The following is a 19,705-nucleotide window of genomic DNA, read 5'->3' on the forward strand; positions in this document are numbered from 1 at the left end:
GGCTCTCGATGGGACCGGCTCCCGGCCGCGCCGGCGGGTGGAACGACCGGGAGCCGGGGCTCAACCGGTGAACTGGCCGATGATCGCGGCGAAGTCGTACGGCTGCTGGGTGACGCCGCTGCACTTGCCGTCCGCCCAGCCGGTGGTTCCGGTGCACTGCCGGTCCCGGTTCAGCGACCAGAACGACAGCCGACCGAGATGGTGCTGCTGCGCGTAGCCGAGCAGCGCGCGGAAGGTGTCCTGGGTGAACAGTTCGCTCGGCTGGTCGGTGTGGCCGTTCATCAGGATCAGGCCGGTACGGGCGTAGAGGTTCGCGTCGGACAGGTCGGGGCGCAGCGCGGCGAGCTGGGTGTGCGCGGCCTCCATCACCTTCTGGACGTCGGCGGCCATGGACGCCGCCGGGCCTCCGTAGTCGAAGGCCATCACCGCGTACAGGTCGATGTCGGCCCCGTTGTCCTTGGCCCGCTGGATCTCGGCCTTGTCCAGGTCGCTGAGGCCGACGGTCGTCACCGGCATGGTGAGGGAGACCTGGAGAGTGCGCCCGGCGGCGGCCGCGTTCTGCTTGAGGATCTTGATGGCCTGGAACCGCCGCGTCTCCCCGGCGACGTCGCCGAGGTCGTCACCCTCGATGTCGAAGTCGACATGGGTGAGGGCGTACTTGTCGATCACCTGCTGGTACGCCTGGGCGAGGGACGCGGCGTCGGAGCAGGCGGCGCCGAGTTCGAGACCGTTGTAGCCGCCGAAGGAGACCGCGACGTCGCCGCCCGCCGCGCGTACCGCGTCGACCTGCGCCTTGACGGCGGTGTCCGAGGAGACCGGGTGCGCGGTGTCGCCGTCCCAGGTCGGGGTGCAGCCTCCGCCGTTCGGCGCGAGGACGAAGGCGAGGACCAGCGACTTCACGCCGCTGCCGGAGACGATCCCGGAGATCGGCTGCGGGTCGTTGTCGAGGGGCATGAAGTACGGCGCCGCGCGCAGGTCCCCGGACGGCGGCGGGGTCCCACCGCCGCTGCTGTCGGTGGTGGCATTGACCGTGGCGCTGAAGGCCGAGGCGTTCCCGGCGGCGTCCTTGGCCCGCACCTTGAAGCTGTACGAGGTCGACGCGGCCAGCCCCGACACCGTCGCACTGGTCCCCGACACCGTCGTGGCCAGGGACGACCCCTGGTACACCTCGTACCCCGTCACCCCAACGTTGTCGGTCGAGGCGTTCCAGGACAGGGAGACGCTGGAGGAGGTGTGCCCGGTGACGGTGAGCCCGGTGGGCGTGCTCGGCGGCTGCGTGTCCGAGCCACCGCCGCCTCCCCCGCCGTCACAGGCGGCGCCGTTCAGCGTGCAACCGGACGGCGTCCCGCTCCCCGACACCACGAACCCGAACGACACCGAACCACCCGCCGGGACCGACGCGTTGTAGTCCCGATTCTTGAACGTGTAACGCGACCCCGACTGCGTCAACAACGCGTCCCAGTACGTACCCACCGACGACCCCGACGGCAGATCGAACGCCACCGTCCAACCACTGACCGCCGATGAACCGTTGTTCGTGACCGTGAACTGGCCCTGGTAACCGCTCCCCCAATCCGACGTCTTGGCGAACGTGGCGGTGAGCGGGCCGGCGGCGTGGGCGCGCCCGGCGGCCAGGACGCCGAGCGCGAGGAGGCAGGCGGTCAGGATGGTCAGGGCACGCGGGCGAACACGCACGGGTCCTCCTTGCGGGCACCCGCGCACAGGCGCGGGCGGGGTCGCGTCCGGCGGTCAGAACCCTGTCGCTGTCGTCGGGCGAGCCCCCGGAGGCTTTCGCCTGCGCCTTACCTGAAGCGGCAGTCGATCCGAGTAAGCCCGATGTGAACCGGAGCCGTCAATATTCTTAAGAAGCTTTCTTGTTAATTAGATCGCGACTCCGGCGGACCGCTCGTCAGTGCATAGACCACGCGTTGCCCGTTTTGACCGTAAATGCGGTTCGAGTGGCCCGAAACCCGGCTCCTCAGTCGACGTTCCGGGTGTTCAGTCCCGGATGGTCCGGATCGAGGTGCCAGCTGTTGACGCGCCGGGGGTGGATGCGGATCACCTCATTGCTGAAGAAGCCCGGCGCCAGCGGCGGCTCCTCGACGGCCAGGGTCTCGGCGCGGCCCCGGATCTCGACGCCGCGGCCCCAGCCGGGCCGGACCGCCCCCGGCTCGTCGGGGGTCATGTCGTCGACGACGAACGCCACCACGGGGTTGGCCCGGACGTTGCGGTACTTCTGGCTGGCGCTCAGGTTCGGCCCGCCGATGTCGATCGTGTCGTCCTCGTTGAGCCGGAAGCCGACCGGTCGCACCTGGACGGCCCCGTCGGCGGCGACGGTCGCCAGGCGGCCGAGGTTCTGTCCGGCCAGATACGCGCGTTCCCTGTCAGTGAAGATCATGACTCCCGAGGCTAGGACCTCGACCAAGGTTGAGGTCAATCAGGAGTCGCCGCGCCAGCGGCCGATGAACACGTACCAGAGGTAGCCGCCCGTCTCGCGGACGATGTAGTGGAACTGCGTGTCCCTGGTGCCGACGGTCGGCCCGCTGCGGGTCGGCGAGGTGACCGCCTTGATCCCGTTGTCGTCGGCCATCGTCCGGGAGCGCAGCGCGTGCCAGGGGTCGGTGACGATGACGGCGGTGTGCCACCCCTGCCGCTTGTACTCCCTGCCCACGTCGATCATGCTCTGCAGGGTGTCGCTGCCGCTGCGCACCGCCACGATCCGGTTGTTCGGCACGCCGTGCTGGTTCAGCCACGCCTTGCCGGTGCCGGCCTCGGTGTAGTTGTCCCCGGGCCGGTTGCCGCCGACCGTGACGATGTGCGGGGCCACGCCCGCGCGGTACAGCTTCAGGGCGTGCGTCAGCCGCCACTCGAGCACGGCCGAGGGCTTGCCGTTGTACTGCGCCGCGCCGAGCACGATGATCGCGTCGGAGTGCCGGCGGTCGTCCTGCCGGGCGACGTACCAGACGCGGAACCCGGCGAACAGCGGCGTACCGATGATCAGGACGAGCAGCAGGTAGACCACCCGCCGCACCCACCGCCATCCGGAACGCCGGCGCGGCCGGCGGCCGGTCGCGGCGCCGTGCTCGTCCGCGTCCGGGCCTCCGCCGCGCTCGTCGGCGTCCGGGCCGCCGCCGCCGGAGTCGTCGGCGGCGCGCCGGTCCGTGTACTCCCGTGGCCGCTCGAGCACGCTCGTCCGGTCGTCCTGGGAGTCCTCGGAGTCCTCGGAGTCCTCGCCGTCGCGTCCGCGACGGGGCAGGTCCTGTCGCGTGGGGTCGGGGCGCCACTGCGGCAGGTCGCTGCGGGTACGCGCCGGTTCGGCCGGGACACCCGAGGTGCCCCGGCCTAGCTCGACCGTGGGCTCGCCACGGTCAGGTCGTTCGGTGATCGCTCCTCCGTCTCGCACGACCCGTTAGACGCGGTCGGCCGGGTCGGTGGTTCAGCGGCTGTCACTCTCTGATGACTTTATAGCCGCCCGGCCCGCCTCCAGCCGCGCGACCGGGACCCGGAACGGCGAGCAGGACACGTAGTCCAGGCCGACCTCGTGGAAGAAGTGCACCGAGTCCGGGTCTCCGCCGTGCTCGCCGCAGATGCCCAGCTTGAGGTCCGGGCGGGTCTTGCGGCCCTCCTCGGCGGCCACCCGGACGAGCCGTCCGACGCCGTCGACGTCGAGGGTCTCGAACGGGGACACGCCGAAGATGCCCAGCTCCAGGTAGCGGCTGAAGAACGCCGCCTCCACGTCGTCGCGGGAGAATCCCCACGTCGTCTGGGTCAGGTCGTTGGTGCCGAAGGAGAAGAACTCCGCCGCCTCGGCGATCTGCCCGGCCGTGAGCGCCGCGCGCGGCAGCTCGATCATGGTGCCGATCGGCGCCTCGACTCCGACCTCGCGCAGCACCTCCTCGGCCTGGTCGCGGATGAGCTCGAGCTCCTGGACGGCGACGACCAGCGGGATCATGATCTCCGGGTGCGGGTCGCGGCCGGCGGCCTTCTGCTCCGCGGCCGCCTCGGCGATCGCGCTGACCTGCATGGCGAACAGGCCCGGGATGACGACGCCGAGCCGTACGCCGCGCAGGCCGAGCATCGGGTTCTCCTCGTGCAACCGGCGAACGGCGTCCAGGAGGCGGCGCTCGTCGTCGGAGGCCTCGCCGGTGGCCACCTTGACCGACAGCTCGGTCAGGTCCGGTAGGAACTCGTGCAGCGGGGGATCGATCAGCCTGATCGTCACCGGGCTGCCGTCCATCGCCTCGAAGATCTCGGCGAAGTCCTGCTTCTGCAGCGGCTTGAGCGCGTCGAGGGCGGCCTGCCGGTCCTCCTCCGTCTCGGCGAGGATGAGGTCCTCGACGAGCTGCCGCCGGTCCCCGAGGAACATGTGCTCGGTGCGGCACAGCCCGATCCCCTTCGCGCCGAACCGCCGGGCCCGCGAGGCGTCGGCGGCCGTGTCGGCGTTGGCGCGTACGTCGAGACGGCGGCGCGTGTCCGCGTGGGTCATGATCCGGTGCACGGACCCGACCAGCTCGTCGCCGTCCTCCACCGACAGCGTCCCCTCGAAGTACTGGACGACCGGGGAGTCGACGACGGGGACCTCGCCGAGGTAGACGGCGCCGGAGGATCCGTCGATCGAGAGGACGTCGCCCTCGGAGATCGTCACGCCGCCGGGCCCGGTGACCTTTCCCGCCCGTACGTCGACCTCGAGCTCCTCGGCGCCGCAGACGCAGGTTTTGCCCATGCCGCGGGCGACGACGGCGGCGTGCGAGGTCTTCCCGCCGCGGGAGGTGAGGATGCCGCGCGCGGCGATCATGCCGTCGAGGTCGTCGGGGTTGGTCTCGCGGCGGATCAGGATGACGTCCTCGCCCCGCTCGGCGAGCTCGACGGCGCGTGCGGAGGTGAAGACGGCCTTGCCGACCGCCGCGCCGGGCGAGGCGTTCATGCCCTGGGCGATCTTCTCGGCCGTCGCGTCGTCGGCGAAGCGCGGGAACATCAGCTGGACGAGCTGGTCGCCGGTGACCCGGCTGACCGCCTCGTCCTCGTCGATGAGCCCCTGCTCGACGAGCTGGCAGGCGATGCGGAACGCCGCGGCGGCGGTCCGCTTGCCGACGCGGGTCTGCAGCATCCACAGTTTGCCGCGCTCGATGGTGAACTCGATGTCGCACAGGTCGCGGTAGTGGTTCTCCAGCGTCTCCATGATCTGCAGGAGCTCGTCGTAGGAGCGCTTGTCGATCTGCTCCAGCTCCGCCAGCGGCACGGTGTTGCGGATGCCGGCGACGACGTCCTCGCCCTGGGCGTTCTGCAGGTAGTCGCCGTAGATGCCCTGGTGGCCGCTCGCGGGGTCGCGGGTGAAGGCGACGCCGGTGCCGGAGTCCATGCCCAGGTTGCCGAACACCATCGCGACGATGTTGACCGCGGTGCCCAGGTCGGTGGGGATGCGCTCCTGACGGCGGTAGAGGATGGCGCGCGGGGCGTTCCAGGACTCGAACACCGCCTTGACCGCCAGGTCCATCTGCTCGCGCGGATCGGTGGGGAAGTCGCGGCCGGCCTGCTCGCGGACGATTCCCTTGAACGTCTTCACGAGATCCTTGAAGTCGGCGGCGTCCAGGTCGAGGTCGTCGTCGACGCCCTTCGCGCGCTTGGCGTCCTCGAGGGCGTCCTCGAAGTGCTCGCCGTCGATGTCCAGAACGGTCTTGCCGAACATCTGGATGAGCCGCCGGTAGGAGTCCCAGGCGAACCGCTCGTCCCCGGCGCGCTCGGCGAGCCCGTGCACGGACTCGTCGTTGAGACCGACGTTGAGGACGGTCTCCATCATCCCCGGCATCGAGAACTTGGCGCCGGAACGCACGCTGACCAGCAGCGGGTCGTCCGCCTGCCCGAGTCGCTTGCCCATCTGCCGTTCGAGCGCGTCGAGGTAACGGTCGATCTCCGCGTCGAGGCCGTCCGGAACGGCTCCGTGCTCGAGGTAGTGCCGGCAGGCCTCGGTCGTGATGGTGAATCCCGGCGGAACGGGGAGCCCGAGATTGGTCATCTCGGCCAGGTTCGCGCCTTTGCCCCCCAGCAGATCTTTCAGGTCCTTGTTGCCCTCGGTGAAGTCGAACACGTACTTCGGCATGGGAGACTCTTTTCCCTCCGGTCCACGCTGAATGCGGCGACTCTACCCAGCTCTCGGTGAAACGATCGTCACTGTCAGCGCTCATCGAGCTTTGCGCAGGTCAGCACCGGTGTAGTGGTCTATTCCAATACCGACATTCCCCCCATTCCACCCCAATAGCCCTCGGTAGGGGGCGCGCCAGGTGCGGACCCCGCCACGGCTGCGGGATGATGTGCGGATGAGGCCTGTGACCAATCCCGGGGCTGGTGAGGCGTTCGCGCCGATCGCCGATTACGGGTTCCTGTCCGACACCGAGACCACCGCGCTGGTGGCCCCGAGCGGCAATATCGAGTGGATGTGCCTGCCGCGCATGGACTCCCCGAGCGTGTTCGGCTCGCTACTGGACCGCGACGCCGGATACTTCCGCGTCGGGCCCGCGGGCATCGAGGTGCCCGCCGCCCGCCGTTATATTCCGGGCACGATGGTGCTGGAGACCACCTGGTGGACACCGGGCGGCTGGCTCGTCGTGCTCGACGCCCTGCTCATGGGCCCGTGGCATCACGAGGACCAGCGATCCCACACCCACCGCCGCACCCCGACCGACTATGACGCCGACCATGTGCTGCTGCGCGTCATCCGCTGCGAGAACGGCCAGGCGCAGGTGCGCCTCGACTGCATGCCGATCTTCGACTACGGCCGGAAGAGCGCCAAGTGGGAGCACACCGGCGCCGGCTACCACGAGGCCGTGGCCAGGGGCAACGGCATCGACCTGCGGCTCACCAGCGACCTGAACATCGGGTTCGAGGGCTCCCTCGCCACCGCCCGTACGCTCCTGAAAGAGGGCGAGAGCCGGTTCGTGGCGCTGTCGTGGAGCGAGCACCGACCGCCGCAGTCGTGCGAGGAGGCCCAGGAGCGGCTCACCTGGACCGTCCACCACTGGCAGCACTGGCTCGACCGGGGCCGCTTCCCCGACCACCCCTGGCGGGCGCACCTGCAGCGCAGCGCGCTCACGCTCAAGGGCCTGACGTACGCGCCGACGGGCGCGGTCGCGGCGGCGGCGACCACCTCCCTGCCGGAGGCGCCGGGCGGTGACCGCAACTGGGACTACCGCTTCACCTGGATCCGCGACTCGACGATGGCCCTGTGGGCCTTCTACTCGCTGGGCTTCGACTGGGAGGCCAACGACTTCTTCCACTTCATCACCGACGTCGCCGAGGCGGCGGGCGGCCACCTGCAGATCATGTACGGCGTCGACGGCCGCGCCGAGCTGGAGGAGTCCACGCTCGACCACCTCCACGGCTACGACGGGGCGCGTCCCGTGCGCATCGGCAACGGCGCGTACGTCCAGCAGCAGCACGACGTGTGGGGCGCGATCATCGGCTCCATCTACCTGTACGTCCGCAAGCGCGACCGGCTCGACGACCGGCTCTGGACGATAATCGTGAAGCAGGTCGAGGCCGCTCTCGAGCACTGGCGCTTCCCCGACCGCGGCATGTGGGAGGTACGCGGCGAGCCGCAGCACTTCACCTCGTCCAAGCTCTTCTGCTGGCTCGCCGCCCACCGCGGCTCCCAACTCGCCCAGATCCGCGGCGACCACGAGCGGGCGGAGCGCTGGCAGCGGGCCGCGGACGAGATCCACGCCGACATCCTCGAGAACGCCGTCGACGAGCGCGGCGTCTTCGTCCAGCACTACGGCACGAAGTCGCTCGACGCGTCGGTGCTGCTCATCCCCATGCTCGGCTTCCTGCCCCCGGACGACAAGCGGGTCCGCGAGACGGTCTTCGCGATCGCCGACGAGCTGACCCAGGACGACCTCGTGCTGCGCTACCGGGCCACGGAGACGGACGACGGGTTCGACTCCGAGGAGGGCACGTTCACGATCTGCTCGTTCTGGCTGGTGTCCTCGCTGGTGCTGATCGGCGAGTTGGAGCGTGCCAAGGCCATGTGCGAGAAGCTGCTGTCCTACGCCAGCCCGCTTCAGCTGTACGCCGAGGAGATCGACGCGCACAGCGGCCGGCACCTGGGCAACTTCCCGCAGGCGTTCACCCACCTGGCTCTGATCAACGCGGTGATGCACGTCATCCGCGCGGAGGAGGAGCTGCGCGAGGTGCCACGGATCTGACCGCCCAGAAAAGCCGAATCACCGAACATAACAGACACAGCAAATAGCGAGAAAGGCCTGAGTTGCGGCCATAAGCGGGCATTGACCGGCGGGACGCCGAACCCTACCGTGCAGTAACGGCCCCGCCAGGCCCCCGCGGAACCCGGTGCCGGTTCCCCCCTCCCGGCACCGGGTGACGCCAAGGTCAGTCGGCCCTCTCCAGGACGAGCGCGACCGGCGTCGCCGTGAACACGCTCGACCAGGTCCCGACGAGGATCCCGGCCAGCAGCGCCACCGCGAAGTCGGTCAGCGAGTCGCCCCCGAACAGGGCGAGCGCCGCGAGGATGAAGATCGCGCCCATGCCGGTGTTGACCGTACGCGGCACGGTCTGCAGCGCGGCGCGGTTCGCGACCCGGGCGAACGGGGCCTCCGGCTCCGCCGCCCGCAGCTCCCGGATCCGGTCGAAGACCACGACCGAGTCGTTCACCGAGTAGCCGATGATCGTGAGCAGCGCCGCGAGGAAGATCCCGTCGAGGGGCCTGCCCGTCCAGGCGAACAGCCCGGTGACGATGACGACGTCGTGCAGCATCGCCAGCACCGCGCCGGCCCCGAACGTCCACCGGAACCGGATCGCCAGGTAGACGAGCTGGCCGCCGAGCGCGGCGCCCAGCGCGATCACCGCCTTGTTCCGCAGCTCACTGCCCATGCTCGGCCCGACCTTCTCGTCGCGCTGCTTGGTCACGGTCCCGCCGTCGCGCCGGAGCGCCGCCTCGATCCGCCGTTCCTGCTGGTCGCTGAGGTTCTGCGTACGGACGGACACGCCGTCCTTGCCGGACGCCTGGACGACGGCGTGCGGGAACCCCGCGTCCGACACGACCCGGCGCGCGGTGTCCGCGTCGACCGGCCGGCTCGTGGAGTACTCGACGAGCCGGCCCCCGGTGAACTCCACCCCGAGGTTCAGTCCGCGTACGGCGATCCCGGTGATCGCCAGCAGCACCGCGACCGCCGAGACCGACAGCCAGAGACGGCGACGCCGCATCAGGTCCGGGTTCCGCCGCTCGATCCACCGCCGCACCCGCCCGGCACCGGCCAGTCCCGTCAGCGACGGGCGCGCCGCGACGGCCCGCCGGCCGGTCGCCCACTCGGCGAGCACCCGTGTGACCAGCAGCGCCGACACGAACGAGGCCAGCACACCGATCGACAGCGTGACGCCGAACCCGCGGACCGACCCCGAGGCGAGGTAGAACAGCAGGCCCGCGGCGAGCAGTGTCGTCATGTTCGAATCCGCGATGGCCGACCAGGCGTTGCGGAACCCCCGGGTCAGCGCGGACCGCACGCCCCTGCGCGGCAGCGCGGCGTACTCCTCTCGGGCCCGCTCGAAGACCAGCACGTTCGCGTCGACCGCCATGCCGATGGCCAGCACGAAGCCGGCCAGCCCCGGCAGCGTGAGGGTGGCGCCCATCGCGCTGAGCACGGCGTACGAGATCAGCGCGTACGAGGCGAGCGCCACCGTGGCGACCACGCCCATCAGGCGGTACATCCAGATCACGAACAGCGCCGTGAGCAGGACCCCGAGCACCGCGGCGCGGGCGCTCGCGTCGATCGCCTCCGCCCCGAGGCTTGGCCCGACCGTACGCTGCTCGACGACGCCGACCGGCACCGGCAGCGCCCCGCCCTGGATCAGCGCCGCGAGGTCCTTGGCCTCCTTCTCCCCGAACCGCCCGGTGATCTGCGTCGATCCGCCGGTGATGCCGGTCCCGCAGCGCACGCCCGGGTCGACCTGCGGCGACGAGATGACCTTGTCGTCGAGGAGGATGGCGACCCGCCGCGCGGGATCACCCGGCGCGGCGCAGGCCGCCTTCGCGGTCAGCTTCTGCCACGCCGCGTCATGGCGGAAGCCGACCGAGACGAACCAGCCGCGCAGGTCCTGCGGATCGAACCCGGCCTGCGCCCTGCCGACCTCCTCCCCGGTCAGCGCGACGGGCCCGACCCGCAGCGGCTCGCCCATCTCGTCGGTCATGGCCTGGCCGGCGCTGGACACCACCGGCCGGAAGGACAACTGCGCGGTACGCCCGATGACCTCCATGGCCTGCCGGGCGTCCTGCACGCCGGGCAGTTCCACGATGATGCGCTGGTCGCCGGAGCGGGTCAGCGTCGGCTCCGACAGCCCGAGGGCGTCGATCCGCTTGCGCAGCACCTCCATGGCACGGTCGGTGGCCCTCCGATCGGCCTTCGCGTACGGGGAGTCGTGGGTCTGCAACACGATCTGAGTGCCTCCGCGCAGGTCCAGTCCGAGACGCGGAGACGTGGTGAGGGCGATGAGAACTGAGGCGGCGATGATGGCGAACGCCAGGAGCGCTCGCACCGCCGTGGCACGAGAAATGGAATGCCTCCATACGGGCCGGCCCGGATGACCGGGCCATGGTGGAACCCCGCCGTGCCCGTCAGGCGCGGCGGGATGAGGATCGGGAACCCGTGATGGAGGGCGGCCCGCGCCCGCGCGGAGTGAGCGGCGCCGTCCCGCTGGGCGCCCGCACCGCATCGACGACCGTCCCGACCAGGCGCCGGTCGCCCCCGGCCGCCATCCGCCCGGCGAGAACCGCCGGACCGTCCACCGCCGTATGCGCCGCCGACGAGACACTCGTCCCGACCCGAGCCCGCGGCGCGCCGCTCTTGGCGCTGAGCACGACGCCACTGGAAACGGTCGCCGCCGTGGCATACGCCGACCCGGACACGGCCGCGACCATGACGGACCCGGCCCCAGAGACACCGGCCGCCGTAACGCCTCGGGGCACATCAGCCGACCGAGCCCCGCCCGCCGACTGGCGATCAGCCGCCGGTTGGACATCGGCCGCCGGTTGGACATCGGCCGCCGGCCGGAAGTCCGCTGCCAGCCGGACAACTGCCGCCGGTTCGGCACCGGCCGCCCGTTGGGTCCCGACCGCCGGTTGGGGGCCGGCTGCCCGTTGGGTGCCCGCCGCCGGCCGGTGATCAGCCGCCGATCGAGCTTTGGCCGCCGCCTGGGCATCGGCCGCCGGTTGGATGCCGGCTGCCCGTTGGGGACCGGCCGCCGGTTGGGTGCCGGCTGCCCGTTGGGAACCGGCCGCCGCGGTGAAGATGCTCGAATCAGCCGCCGACGCCGAGACCGCCGACGTCGGGATGGCCGCGGACGCGTGCGCGGCGGTCGCGGGGTCGACGGCGAACCCCAGAACGCCGAGGAGAAGGACCAGTACTCGGAGGCCGCGGGTCATGCGTTCGTTCACGCCCGCCCCTCCGCTGCCGGTGATCTCCCGCGCCCACCGTAACCGACGCCCGCTCCCCTGACGTCCCTGTCCGGCCGCCCCGAGCGGACCGCCACCGACGATCGGATCGGCCCGTCAGGCCCGCTTCGGCCGCGTAGATGCCGCGATGTTTCCTCAGCCCGGACCTCATGACACCGGCAGAAGGCTCGGAAAACATCTCCGCCCCAGACCGACTTATCGCTCTTTACCGGTATCCGCGCATCCGAACACGCCGCATTCCCCGAGCGTTCTGCACGCTCACAGGGGGCACCCCGCCACCAGTGCGGGCAGCGCAGGACTTTGCCGCCGCCGTTGACCGGCGAAATCCGGCTATCCGGACGCCGGACGGGCACACCGACGGCAACCAGTCAACGGCGACGGCAGGGTGCGGCACGGCGGGCGACGAACGCCAAGTGGTGACAGCCGCCGGGGCGGTCACGGACGCGCGTGCCGCCGTCATGGGGATCGCCGGCGAATGTAAGGACCCTCAGGAGGAGGACCAGCGAGCCCGACTCCTGCAGTGTGCAGGAGGCTCGGGCAACAACCTCGGCAAGGCCGGGCTTGTCAGGATTCGCTCCATTGGTTAACGGCAATCGCCGAGCGTTCTGCACGCTCTCTCGCCCACGCCGCCCACCACCCGACCTCGGGCCACCTTCCACCCGAGTGGCGTGGAGGATCGACGCGCGCCGAAGCGGGGAGGGCGTGGCGTACGGAAGTCTCGGAGAACACCCAGGCCGCCGCCCGTTTCACTGCGCTTCACCCGATCGGCCCCCCGAACGCGCCGCGCTCGCCGAGCGTTCTGCGCGCCCATCGGACGCGGATGGGTCGCGGTCGCCGACGATGGCCCATACCGTCCTGCCGCCGCCGCCGCCGCCGCGCAGCCGCCAGCCCCAGCCGTCCGAGCGGGCTTCTGACGAGCTGAAGGCTCCGTCCGTTCGTCCGAGCGGCCTGGCGATCCGGTGATGTCTCGCCGGCGTCCCACACCTCGATCAGCACGGCGCCGTCTTGACGTGACAGGGTCATGTCGACCGCGTCACCGACCTCCATCGCATGCGTGACGAGCACGGCCGCGATCAGCCGGACGAATCTGGCGAAAGAGCGGCCGCAGCACCGACACGAGAGGCGACTGCGTCGAGGTCACCGCTCTGACCCTCGTCGGTCGCCTGAAGCCCGAGCCGAGGTGACCTCGCGCCGGCCCGTTGAGCCCCTGTCCATACCGGACAGGGGCTCTTCGCATGGATAGGGATCAGGTGTGGTCGGCGGCGCGGAGGCCGGTCAGGGCGGCGTCGGCGAAGGCGGTGATCGCGTCGTCGGAGTGGGCGGGGCGCCAGACGACCGAGGTGGACCAGGTGAGGCGCGGCTCGTCGATCGGCCGCCACACCAGGCCCGGCGGCAGCGCGCCCGCGGGAGGCTCGTTCAGGTGGACCCCCAGGCCGGCCAGGACCAGGCCGTGCACGAACTGCGGGTTGCGGGCGTGACGGATCGCGCCCGGGAGGAAGCCGTTGTCGCGGCAGGTCGCCAGCATGTGGTCGTACAGCCGAGGCGCCATCTCCCGAGGGAAGATCACCAAGGGTGAACCACTGAGGACGCGGAGCCGTACGACCTCGTGGTCGGCCGCGTGGTGTCGCTCCGGGAGGATCACGCCCAGTCTCCGGTGCACGACCGGGCCCGAGGTCAGGCCCACCGTGTCGCACGGGTGGCGGACCAGGCCCACGTCCAGCTCGCCCTCGCGCAGCTTGGCGAGCTGCGCCTCGGTGGTCAGCTCGTGCAGTTCGAGCAGGACGTCGGGGACGCGCTCGGCGAACGTCGTGACGAGGGTTCGCAGCGCCAGCGGCACCGTGTCGGGCGGCACCCCGGCGCGGAGCACCCCGGCGGCGCCCGGACGGATGCGGCGCATCGCCTCGCGGGCCGCCTCGCTGCCCTCCAGGATCGGGCGGGCGTGTTCGAGCAGCAGCGCCCCGGCCTCGGTGAGCCGGACCCGCTGCCGGGTCCGGTCGAAGAGCGTGACGCCGAGTTCGCGTTCGAGATCGCGGATTCGCTGGGAGAGCGGGGGCTGGGCCATGTGCAGGCGTTCGGCGGCCCGGCCGAAGTGGAGTTCCTCGGCGAGGACGACGAAGTAGCGCAGGTGCCGCAGCTCCACTGATGAACCATATCGTTCCGATATGACGGCCGGTCGTTATTGATGTTGGCCTCTTCGGCACCTCCCCTGTTTGTATCCCGGCAAATGTCTTCCACGACGACGCCGGGAGGAACCCCCATGAACGAAGATCCGGCCAAGACCGTCCTGCTGGACCGTGACGGCCCGGTCGCCATCATCACGTTGAACCGGCCCGAGAAGCTGAACGCCTGGACCGCGGCGATGCGGGACCGGCTCATCGAACTGCTCGGTGCGGCCGCCGTGGACCCGGACGTGCGCGCCGTCGTGCTCACCGGGGCGGGCCGCGCCTTCTGCGCGGGCCAGGACCTGCAGGAGACCACGGCGATCGACCCGGACGACCACGCGGCCTCCGACGCCTGGATCGACGGGTTCGACCGGCTGTACCGGGCCGTCCGCGACATCGACAAGCCGACCATCGCGGCCGTGAACGGGGTGGCCGCGGGCTCGGGATTCCAGTTCGCGCTGCTGGCAGACCTGCGAGTCGGGCACCGGGAGGTGCGGATGGGGCAGCCGGAGGTGCTGTCCGGGATCCCGAGCATCACCGGGATCTGGGCGATGTGGGACGTCCTCGGGCGGGCCAAGACGACGGAGCTGGCCCTCACCGGCCGGCTCGTCGACGGCGAGGAGGCCGCGCGGCTCGGCCTGCTGACCAGGCTCGTGGCCGCCGACCGGGTCCTGAACTCCGCCGTCGAGCAGGCCCGCGAACTGGCCGAACTCCCACCCGGCGCGCTCGCCCTGACCAAGGGACGGCTGCGCGAACTGGACGATGAGGCGCTCACCGCCGCCGTACGGGCCGCCAAGAAGGTGCACGCCGCGGCGTACGCCACCGGGGAGCCGCAGCGGGAGATGGCCAGGTTCCTCGCCGGCCGCCGCCGCTGACCGCCACCGACCTTTTGGAGCGTCACCGATGAATGACACCTACACCCGCATGCGGGACGGGCACCGCTGGGAGGTGCCGGAACGGTACAACATGGCCGTCGACGTCGCCGACCGGCACGACCGCCGCAACGTCGCGCTGATCTATGAGGACCACACGGGGGCGCGCCAGGAGGTCACCTGGGGGGAGGTGCAGGACCGGTCACGGCGGGTCGCCGCCCACCTGTGGGCCCTGGGCGTACGGCCCGGCGACCGCGTCGCCGTCATGCTGCCGCAGCGGCCGGACACGCCGGCGACCTACCTCGGCGTATTCCGGACCGGGGCCGTCCTGGTGACGATGTCGCTGCTGTGGGCCGACGAGCCGATCCGCTACCGGCTCGCCGACTCGGGCACCAGCGTACTGATCACCGAGTCGGGCGCGGTGCACCGCGCCGGCGACTTCGGCGGCGCGGTGGTCGACGTGGACGACCCGGCGATCGAGGCGCTGCCCCCGGCCTTCGACGACGCCGACACCGCCGCCGACGATCCGGCGTTGATCTTCTACACGTCCGGCACCACCGGGGCGGCCAAGGGGATCGTGCACGCGCATCGCACGCTGCTCGGCCACAACGAGTTCCGCTACTGCCACGACCTGCGGCCCGGCGACGTCTTCTACGGCGCCGGCGACTGGGCCTGGTCGATGGCCAAGCTCATGGGCCCGCTGCGGGCGGGCGCGACCCACCTGGTCTACCGGCCCGCCGAGGGCTTCGACCCGGCCGGCCTGCTGGCCGCCATGTCCCGGAACAAGGTCACCACCGCGCTGGTCAACCCGACGTTCCTGCGCAAGATGCGGGCCGACGTGCCCGACGCCGGGCGGCGTCACCCGCAGTCGCTGCGGGTGGTCTGCTGTTCGAACGAGCCGCTCACCGTGGATCTGATCTCCTGGTTCCGGGATCAGTTCGGCGTCACCCCGCTGGACTACTACGGATCGACCGAGTCGTACCCGCTCATCGGCAACTTCCCCGGCGTTCCGGTCAAGGAAGGCTCGATGGGCCGTCCGCTGCCCGGCTGGGACGTCGCGCTGCTGGACGAGGACGAACAACCGGTGCCCGCCGGGGAGGCCGGGGAGATCTGCCTGCGGGCCCGCAGCAACCCGCAGTTCCCCCTGGGATACTGGAACCGGCCGGAGGCGTCCGCCGAGGTCTTCGGCGGCGCGTGGTTCCACACCAAGGACCAGGCGGTCGTCGACGAGGACGGCTACTACTGGTTCCTCGGCCGCACCGACGACGTGATCAAGACCTCGGGTTACCGGGTCGGGCCGTACGAGGTCGAAGAGGCGCTGCGCGCCCACCCGGCGGTGCGGGACGTCGGCGTCGTCGGCGTGCCCGATCCGGTGCGCGGCCAGGCCGTCAAGGCCTGGGTGCAGCTCGCGCCGGGCCACCGGCCGAGCGAGGAACTCGCCCGGCAGATCAGTGAATACGCCAAGGCCACGCACTCGCGGTTCGCCTATCCGCGGCTCGTGGAGTTCGTCGCCGACCTGCCCCGCTCGGCGACCGGGAAGATCCGGCGCGCCGAACTGCGTCAGCGCGACGCCGGTCCCCGCCCCGGCATCGGATGAGGAGAATGCCCATGACCGCGACCCCCGCTCCCCCGGCGGACCCGCGCACGGTCCGCCGTACGGTCATCCTGTCCTCCGCGATCGGCAACTTCGTCGAGTGGTTCGACTCGGCCGCCTACGCCGTCATGTCCGCGACGATCGCCGGACGGTTCTTCCCCACGTACGACCGGACCGCGGCGCTGCTGGCCACGTGGGCGATCTTCGCGGGCGGATTCGTCGCCCGCCCGCTGGGCGCCGCGTTCTTCGGGCGGTACGGCGACCGGATCGGCCGCAACCGGATGCTGGCGCTGACGGTTCTGGCGATGAGCGGCGCGACGTTCCTCGTGGGGCTGCTGCCGACGTACGCGATGATCGGCGTCGCGGCGCCCATCCTGCTGTTCCTGCTGCGCTGCGTGCAGGGGTTCTCCACCGGCGGCGAGTACACCGGCGCGTCGGCGTTCATCATGGAGTACGCGCCCGAGGGCCGGCGCGCCCGGTTCGCGTCGGCCGTCCCGGTCACCGTCGGGCTGGCCAGCGTGGCGGGCTCCGGCCTCGGTTTCCTGCTCACCTCCACGCTGAGCACGCCCGCGCTGCAGAGCTGGGGGTGGCGGATCCCCTTCCTGCTGGCGGCGCCGCTCGGCCTGATCGGCCTGTACCTGCGATCCCGCGTCGAGGACACGCCGGTGTTCCGAGCGCTGGAGCGGAAGGACGACATCGCGCAGACCCCGCTGCGCGACGCCGTACGGAAGTGCGGCCGGCAGATCGCCACCCTGTTCGGGTACAGCATCACGAACGCGATCGGGTACTACCTGATGAGCAGCTACATGATCGCGTACATGTCGGAGGAGCTCGGCTACTCCAAGAGCGAGGCTCAGCTGACGAACGTCGTGTCGATGCTGGCCTACAGCGTCGCCTGCCCGTTCGCGGCCTCGGCCAGTGACCGGTACGGCCGCAAGCCGCTGCTGCTGGTCGCCTGCGCCGGGTTCGTGGTCGCGCCGCTTCCGGCGTTCTGGCTGATGAAGACCGGCTTCGTCGGAGCGGTCATCGGCACGTCCCTGCTCGCCGTACTGGTCGCGGTGATCGGCAGCTCGAACGTCCCGGCGCTGGTGGAGATGTTCCCCGCCCGGCTGCGGGCCAGCGGATCGGCGATCGGCTACACCGCGGCGTACGTGCTCTGCGGCGGCACGGCGCCGTTCGTGGCGACCGGGCTGGTCTCGGCCACGGGCAGTTCCCTCGCCCCGGGCGTGTACCTGATGTCCATCGCGGTGGTCTCCACTCTGGTCGTGCTGCTGGCCTTCCGCGAGACCCGCCACCTGCCCCTCGGCCGCGACACCGTACGCGAGGAGCCGTCGGGCACCGAACCCGTCTCGGCCTGAGACGATCTACGCCGGTGACCGCCCCAGGAGACGGTCACCGGCGTAGTGAGCCTCGTTCGTCAGCAGCCGAGCAGGCGGGTGGCGAGGAACGCCTCGACCTGGTCCAGACCGATGCGCTCCTGGGCCATCGAGTCCCGCTCCCGGATGGTCACCGCGTTGTCCTCGAGCGTGTCGAAGTCGACGGTCACGCAGTACGGGGTGCCGATCTCGTCCTGGCGGCGGTAGCGACGGCCGATCGCGCCGGCGTCGTCGAACTCGACGTTCCAGTTGCGGCGCAGCTGCGCGGCGAGGTCCTTCGCCTTGGGCGACAGGTCGGTGTTGCGCGACAGCGGCAGCACCGCGACCTTGACCGGCGCGAGCCGGTGGTCCAGGCGCATGACCGTACGCTTCTCCATCTTGCCCTTGGCGTTCGGCGCCTCGTCCTCGGTGTAGGCGTCCATCATGAACGTCAGCACGCAGCGGTCGACACCGGCCGCCGGCTCGATGACGAACGGGACGTAGCGCTGCTCCTTGTCCTGGTCGTAGTACGACAGGTCCTGGCCGGAGTGCTTGGCGTGCGTGGACAGGTCGTAGTTGGTGCGGTTCGCGACGCCCTCCAGCTCACCCCACTCGCTGCCCTGGAAGTTGAAGCGGTACTCCACGTCCACGGTCCGCTTCGAGTAGTGGGACAGCTTGTCCTTCGGGTGCTCGAACAGCCGGAGGTTCTCCTTGGAGATGCCGAGGTCGACGTACCACTGGAGCCTGGTGTCGATCCAGTACTGGTGCCACTCCTCGTCCGTGCCCGGCTCGACGAAGAACTCCATCTCCATCTGCTCGAACTCGCGCGTACGGAAGATGAAGTTGCCCGGCGTGATCTCATTCCGGAACGACTTGCCGATCTGGCCGATGCCGAACGGCGGCTTGCGCCGGGCCGCCTGCTGCACGGCGGCATAGTTGATGAAGATGCCCTGCGCGGTCTCCGGCCGCAGGTACGCCAGGCCGGACTCGTCCTCGACCGGGCCGAGGTAGGTCTTGAGCAGGCCGTTGAACATCCGCGGCTCGGTGAAGGCGCCGCGCGTACCGCAGTTGGGGCAGACGAGGCCGGCCAGGCCGTTCTCCGGCGCCTTGCCGTGCTTCTCCTCGTACGCCTCGATCAGGTGGTCGGCGCGGTACCGCTTGTGGCAGGACTGACATTCGGTCAGCGGGTCGACGAACTCCTTGATGTGGCCGCTGGCCTCCCACACCTCACGGGCGAGGATCACCGAGGAGTCGAGGCCGACGACGTCGTCGCGGCCCTGCACCATGGACTTCCACCACTGGCGCTTGACGTTGTTCTTCAGCTCGACGCCGAGCGGGCCGTAGTCCCAGGACGCGCGGAGTCCGCCGTAGATCTCGCTCGACGGAAAGACCAGGCCTCGGCGCTTGCTGAGGTTGACGATGGTCTCCATCAATTCGGAACGACGGGCCATGAGTGATCTCCATCCGGCTGGCGGTCGGCGGGTTCTCCGCGTATATGAGGTACGGCGCCTGCGGTCGACCTGCGAGTCTGACCACGGCGCCCGGGTATCAGCTTAGCGACAGGACGGTGAGCCCCGCGCTCCAATACGCCGCCACGCCCCGCCGCACCGCCTCCGAGCACCCGATACGGACCCCGCCGGGAGCGCGCGAACCGCCGGTGTCCGGAACCACGCGGGCCCCAACGGTCACAGGTGATGCATCAGGTTCTCGGCGAGCAACCGCGCGATCTCCGGACTGTTGACGTGCCGCCGCGCCGCCGGCCGGTTCCCCGAGTAGGAGATCCGCGCCACCACCTCGTACCGGCGGACGAAGACCTCCATCCCCCGCGAGTCCTCCCGCCAGCACGCCAACCCGTCGACGTTCTTGATCGGGGTGAACCTCGCGTTTCCGGCCGCCGGCCGGACCATCCCGTCGTACGTACGCCGTGCGGTACGAACGTCCTGGCGATAGCGCCGTGACTTGAAGACACGCAGATCGAGGGAGAGCGCGACTCTCTGATCAGCGTTCCACTGACATCCCCAGGCCCCGCCGCCTGATGCGTCACCCGTCCCCCGGCCCTCACCGGTCAGCTGCCGCACGAGCGACCGGTCGAGCAACTTACAGGGATCCGACACGGTCGTCCGCTCGTACTTGTCCCCACAGCCGCCCAGAATGACGCCTATCGCCACGGCCCCGAGGCCGAGCCCGGCAACGAACCTCCGTCCGGCCACAACACCACCCCGCGATCATTCCTGCCACCCCGATATCACCGGATGATCTTGCAA

General features: G+C 70.6%; 12 protein-coding genes. 4 read left to right on the plus strand and 8 right to left on the minus strand.

Annotated elements, in window-relative coordinates; all coding sequences use genetic code 11:
* Positions 1 to 60: 60 nt before the first annotated feature.
* The 4 genes from AB0K82_RS28850 to ppdK form a co-directional block, all read right to left on the minus strand.
* On the minus strand, positions 61 to 1,695 hold the full coding sequence (locus AB0K82_RS28850) for a cellulose binding domain-containing protein (protein ID WP_364402895.1): 1,635 nt from the start codon (positions 1,693 to 1,695) through the stop codon (positions 61 to 63).
* A gap of 283 nt (positions 1,696 to 1,978) precedes the next feature.
* On the minus strand, positions 1,979 to 2,398 hold the full coding sequence (locus AB0K82_RS28855) for a PPOX class F420-dependent oxidoreductase (protein ID WP_364402897.1): 420 nt from the start codon (positions 2,396 to 2,398) through the stop codon (positions 1,979 to 1,981).
* Positions 2,399 to 2,437: 39 nt separating this feature from the next.
* Complete coding sequence (locus tag AB0K82_RS28860) at positions 2,438 to 3,403, minus strand: YdcF family protein (protein WP_364402899.1); 966 nt, start codon at positions 3,401 to 3,403, stop codon at positions 2,438 to 2,440.
* Between the two features lie 33 nt (positions 3,404 to 3,436).
* A complete protein-coding gene (gene ppdK, locus AB0K82_RS28865) occupies positions 3,437 to 6,097 on the minus strand; it encodes a pyruvate, phosphate dikinase (RefSeq protein ID WP_364402901.1) in 2,661 nt (886 codons plus the stop codon).
* A 217-nt stretch (positions 6,098 to 6,314) separates the two neighbouring features.
* On the opposite strand from ppdK, the gene AB0K82_RS28870 reads away from it, so the two are divergent.
* A complete protein-coding gene (locus AB0K82_RS28870) occupies positions 6,315 to 8,198 on the plus strand; it encodes a glycoside hydrolase family 15 protein (RefSeq protein ID WP_364402904.1) in 1,884 nt (627 codons plus the stop codon).
* A 184-nt stretch (positions 8,199 to 8,382) separates the two neighbouring features.
* Here the strand turns inward: AB0K82_RS28870 and secD are convergent, their stop codons facing one another.
* A complete protein-coding gene (gene secD / locus AB0K82_RS28875; protein ID WP_364402906.1) occupies positions 8,383 to 10,542 on the minus strand; it encodes a protein translocase subunit SecD in 2,160 nt (719 codons plus the stop codon).
* Between the two features lie 2,162 nt (positions 10,543 to 12,704).
* Positions 12,705 to 13,598, minus strand: coding sequence for a LysR substrate-binding domain-containing protein (locus AB0K82_RS28880; RefSeq protein ID WP_364402909.1), 894 nt, complete (start codon positions 13,596 to 13,598; stop codon positions 12,705 to 12,707).
* A gap of 117 nt (positions 13,599 to 13,715) precedes the next feature.
* On the opposite strand from AB0K82_RS28880, the gene AB0K82_RS28885 reads away from it, so the two are divergent.
* Genes AB0K82_RS28885 through AB0K82_RS28895 form a run of 3 tightly spaced genes read left to right on the plus strand, consistent with a single transcriptional unit; the run spans position 13,716 to position 17,444 of the window.
* Entirely contained in the window at positions 13,716 to 14,495 is a 780-nt protein-coding gene (locus tag AB0K82_RS28885; RefSeq protein WP_364402911.1) for an enoyl-CoA hydratase/isomerase family protein, read from the plus strand.
* A 28-nt stretch (positions 14,496 to 14,523) separates the two neighbouring features.
* A complete protein-coding gene (locus AB0K82_RS28890; RefSeq protein WP_364402913.1) occupies positions 14,524 to 16,089 on the plus strand; it encodes an AMP-binding protein in 1,566 nt (521 codons plus the stop codon).
* Between the two features lie 11 nt (positions 16,090 to 16,100).
* Positions 16,101 to 17,444, plus strand: a complete 1,344-nt coding sequence (locus tag AB0K82_RS28895; protein WP_364402916.1) for an MFS transporter — start codon at positions 16,101 to 16,103, stop codon at positions 17,442 to 17,444.
* Between the two features lie 59 nt (positions 17,445 to 17,503).
* Here AB0K82_RS28895 and AB0K82_RS28900 read toward each other — a convergent pair whose 3' ends face one another.
* Together AB0K82_RS28900 and AB0K82_RS28905 are read right to left on the minus strand one after the other, a co-directional pair.
* Positions 17,504 to 18,892 (minus strand): glycine--tRNA ligase, encoded by a 1,389-nt coding sequence (locus AB0K82_RS28900; protein WP_364402919.1) that lies wholly within the window; start codon positions 18,890 to 18,892, stop codon positions 17,504 to 17,506.
* A gap of 234 nt (positions 18,893 to 19,126) precedes the next feature.
* Entirely contained in the window at positions 19,127 to 19,348 is a 222-nt protein-coding gene (locus tag AB0K82_RS28905) for a hypothetical protein (protein WP_364402922.1), read from the minus strand.
* Positions 19,349 to 19,705: the final 357 nt, after the last annotated feature.

This window comes from Actinoallomurus sp. NPDC052274, assembly GCF_040679475.1.
GTDB classification, from domain to species: domain Bacteria; phylum Actinomycetota; class Actinomycetes; order Streptosporangiales; family Streptosporangiaceae; genus Actinoallomurus; species Actinoallomurus liliacearum.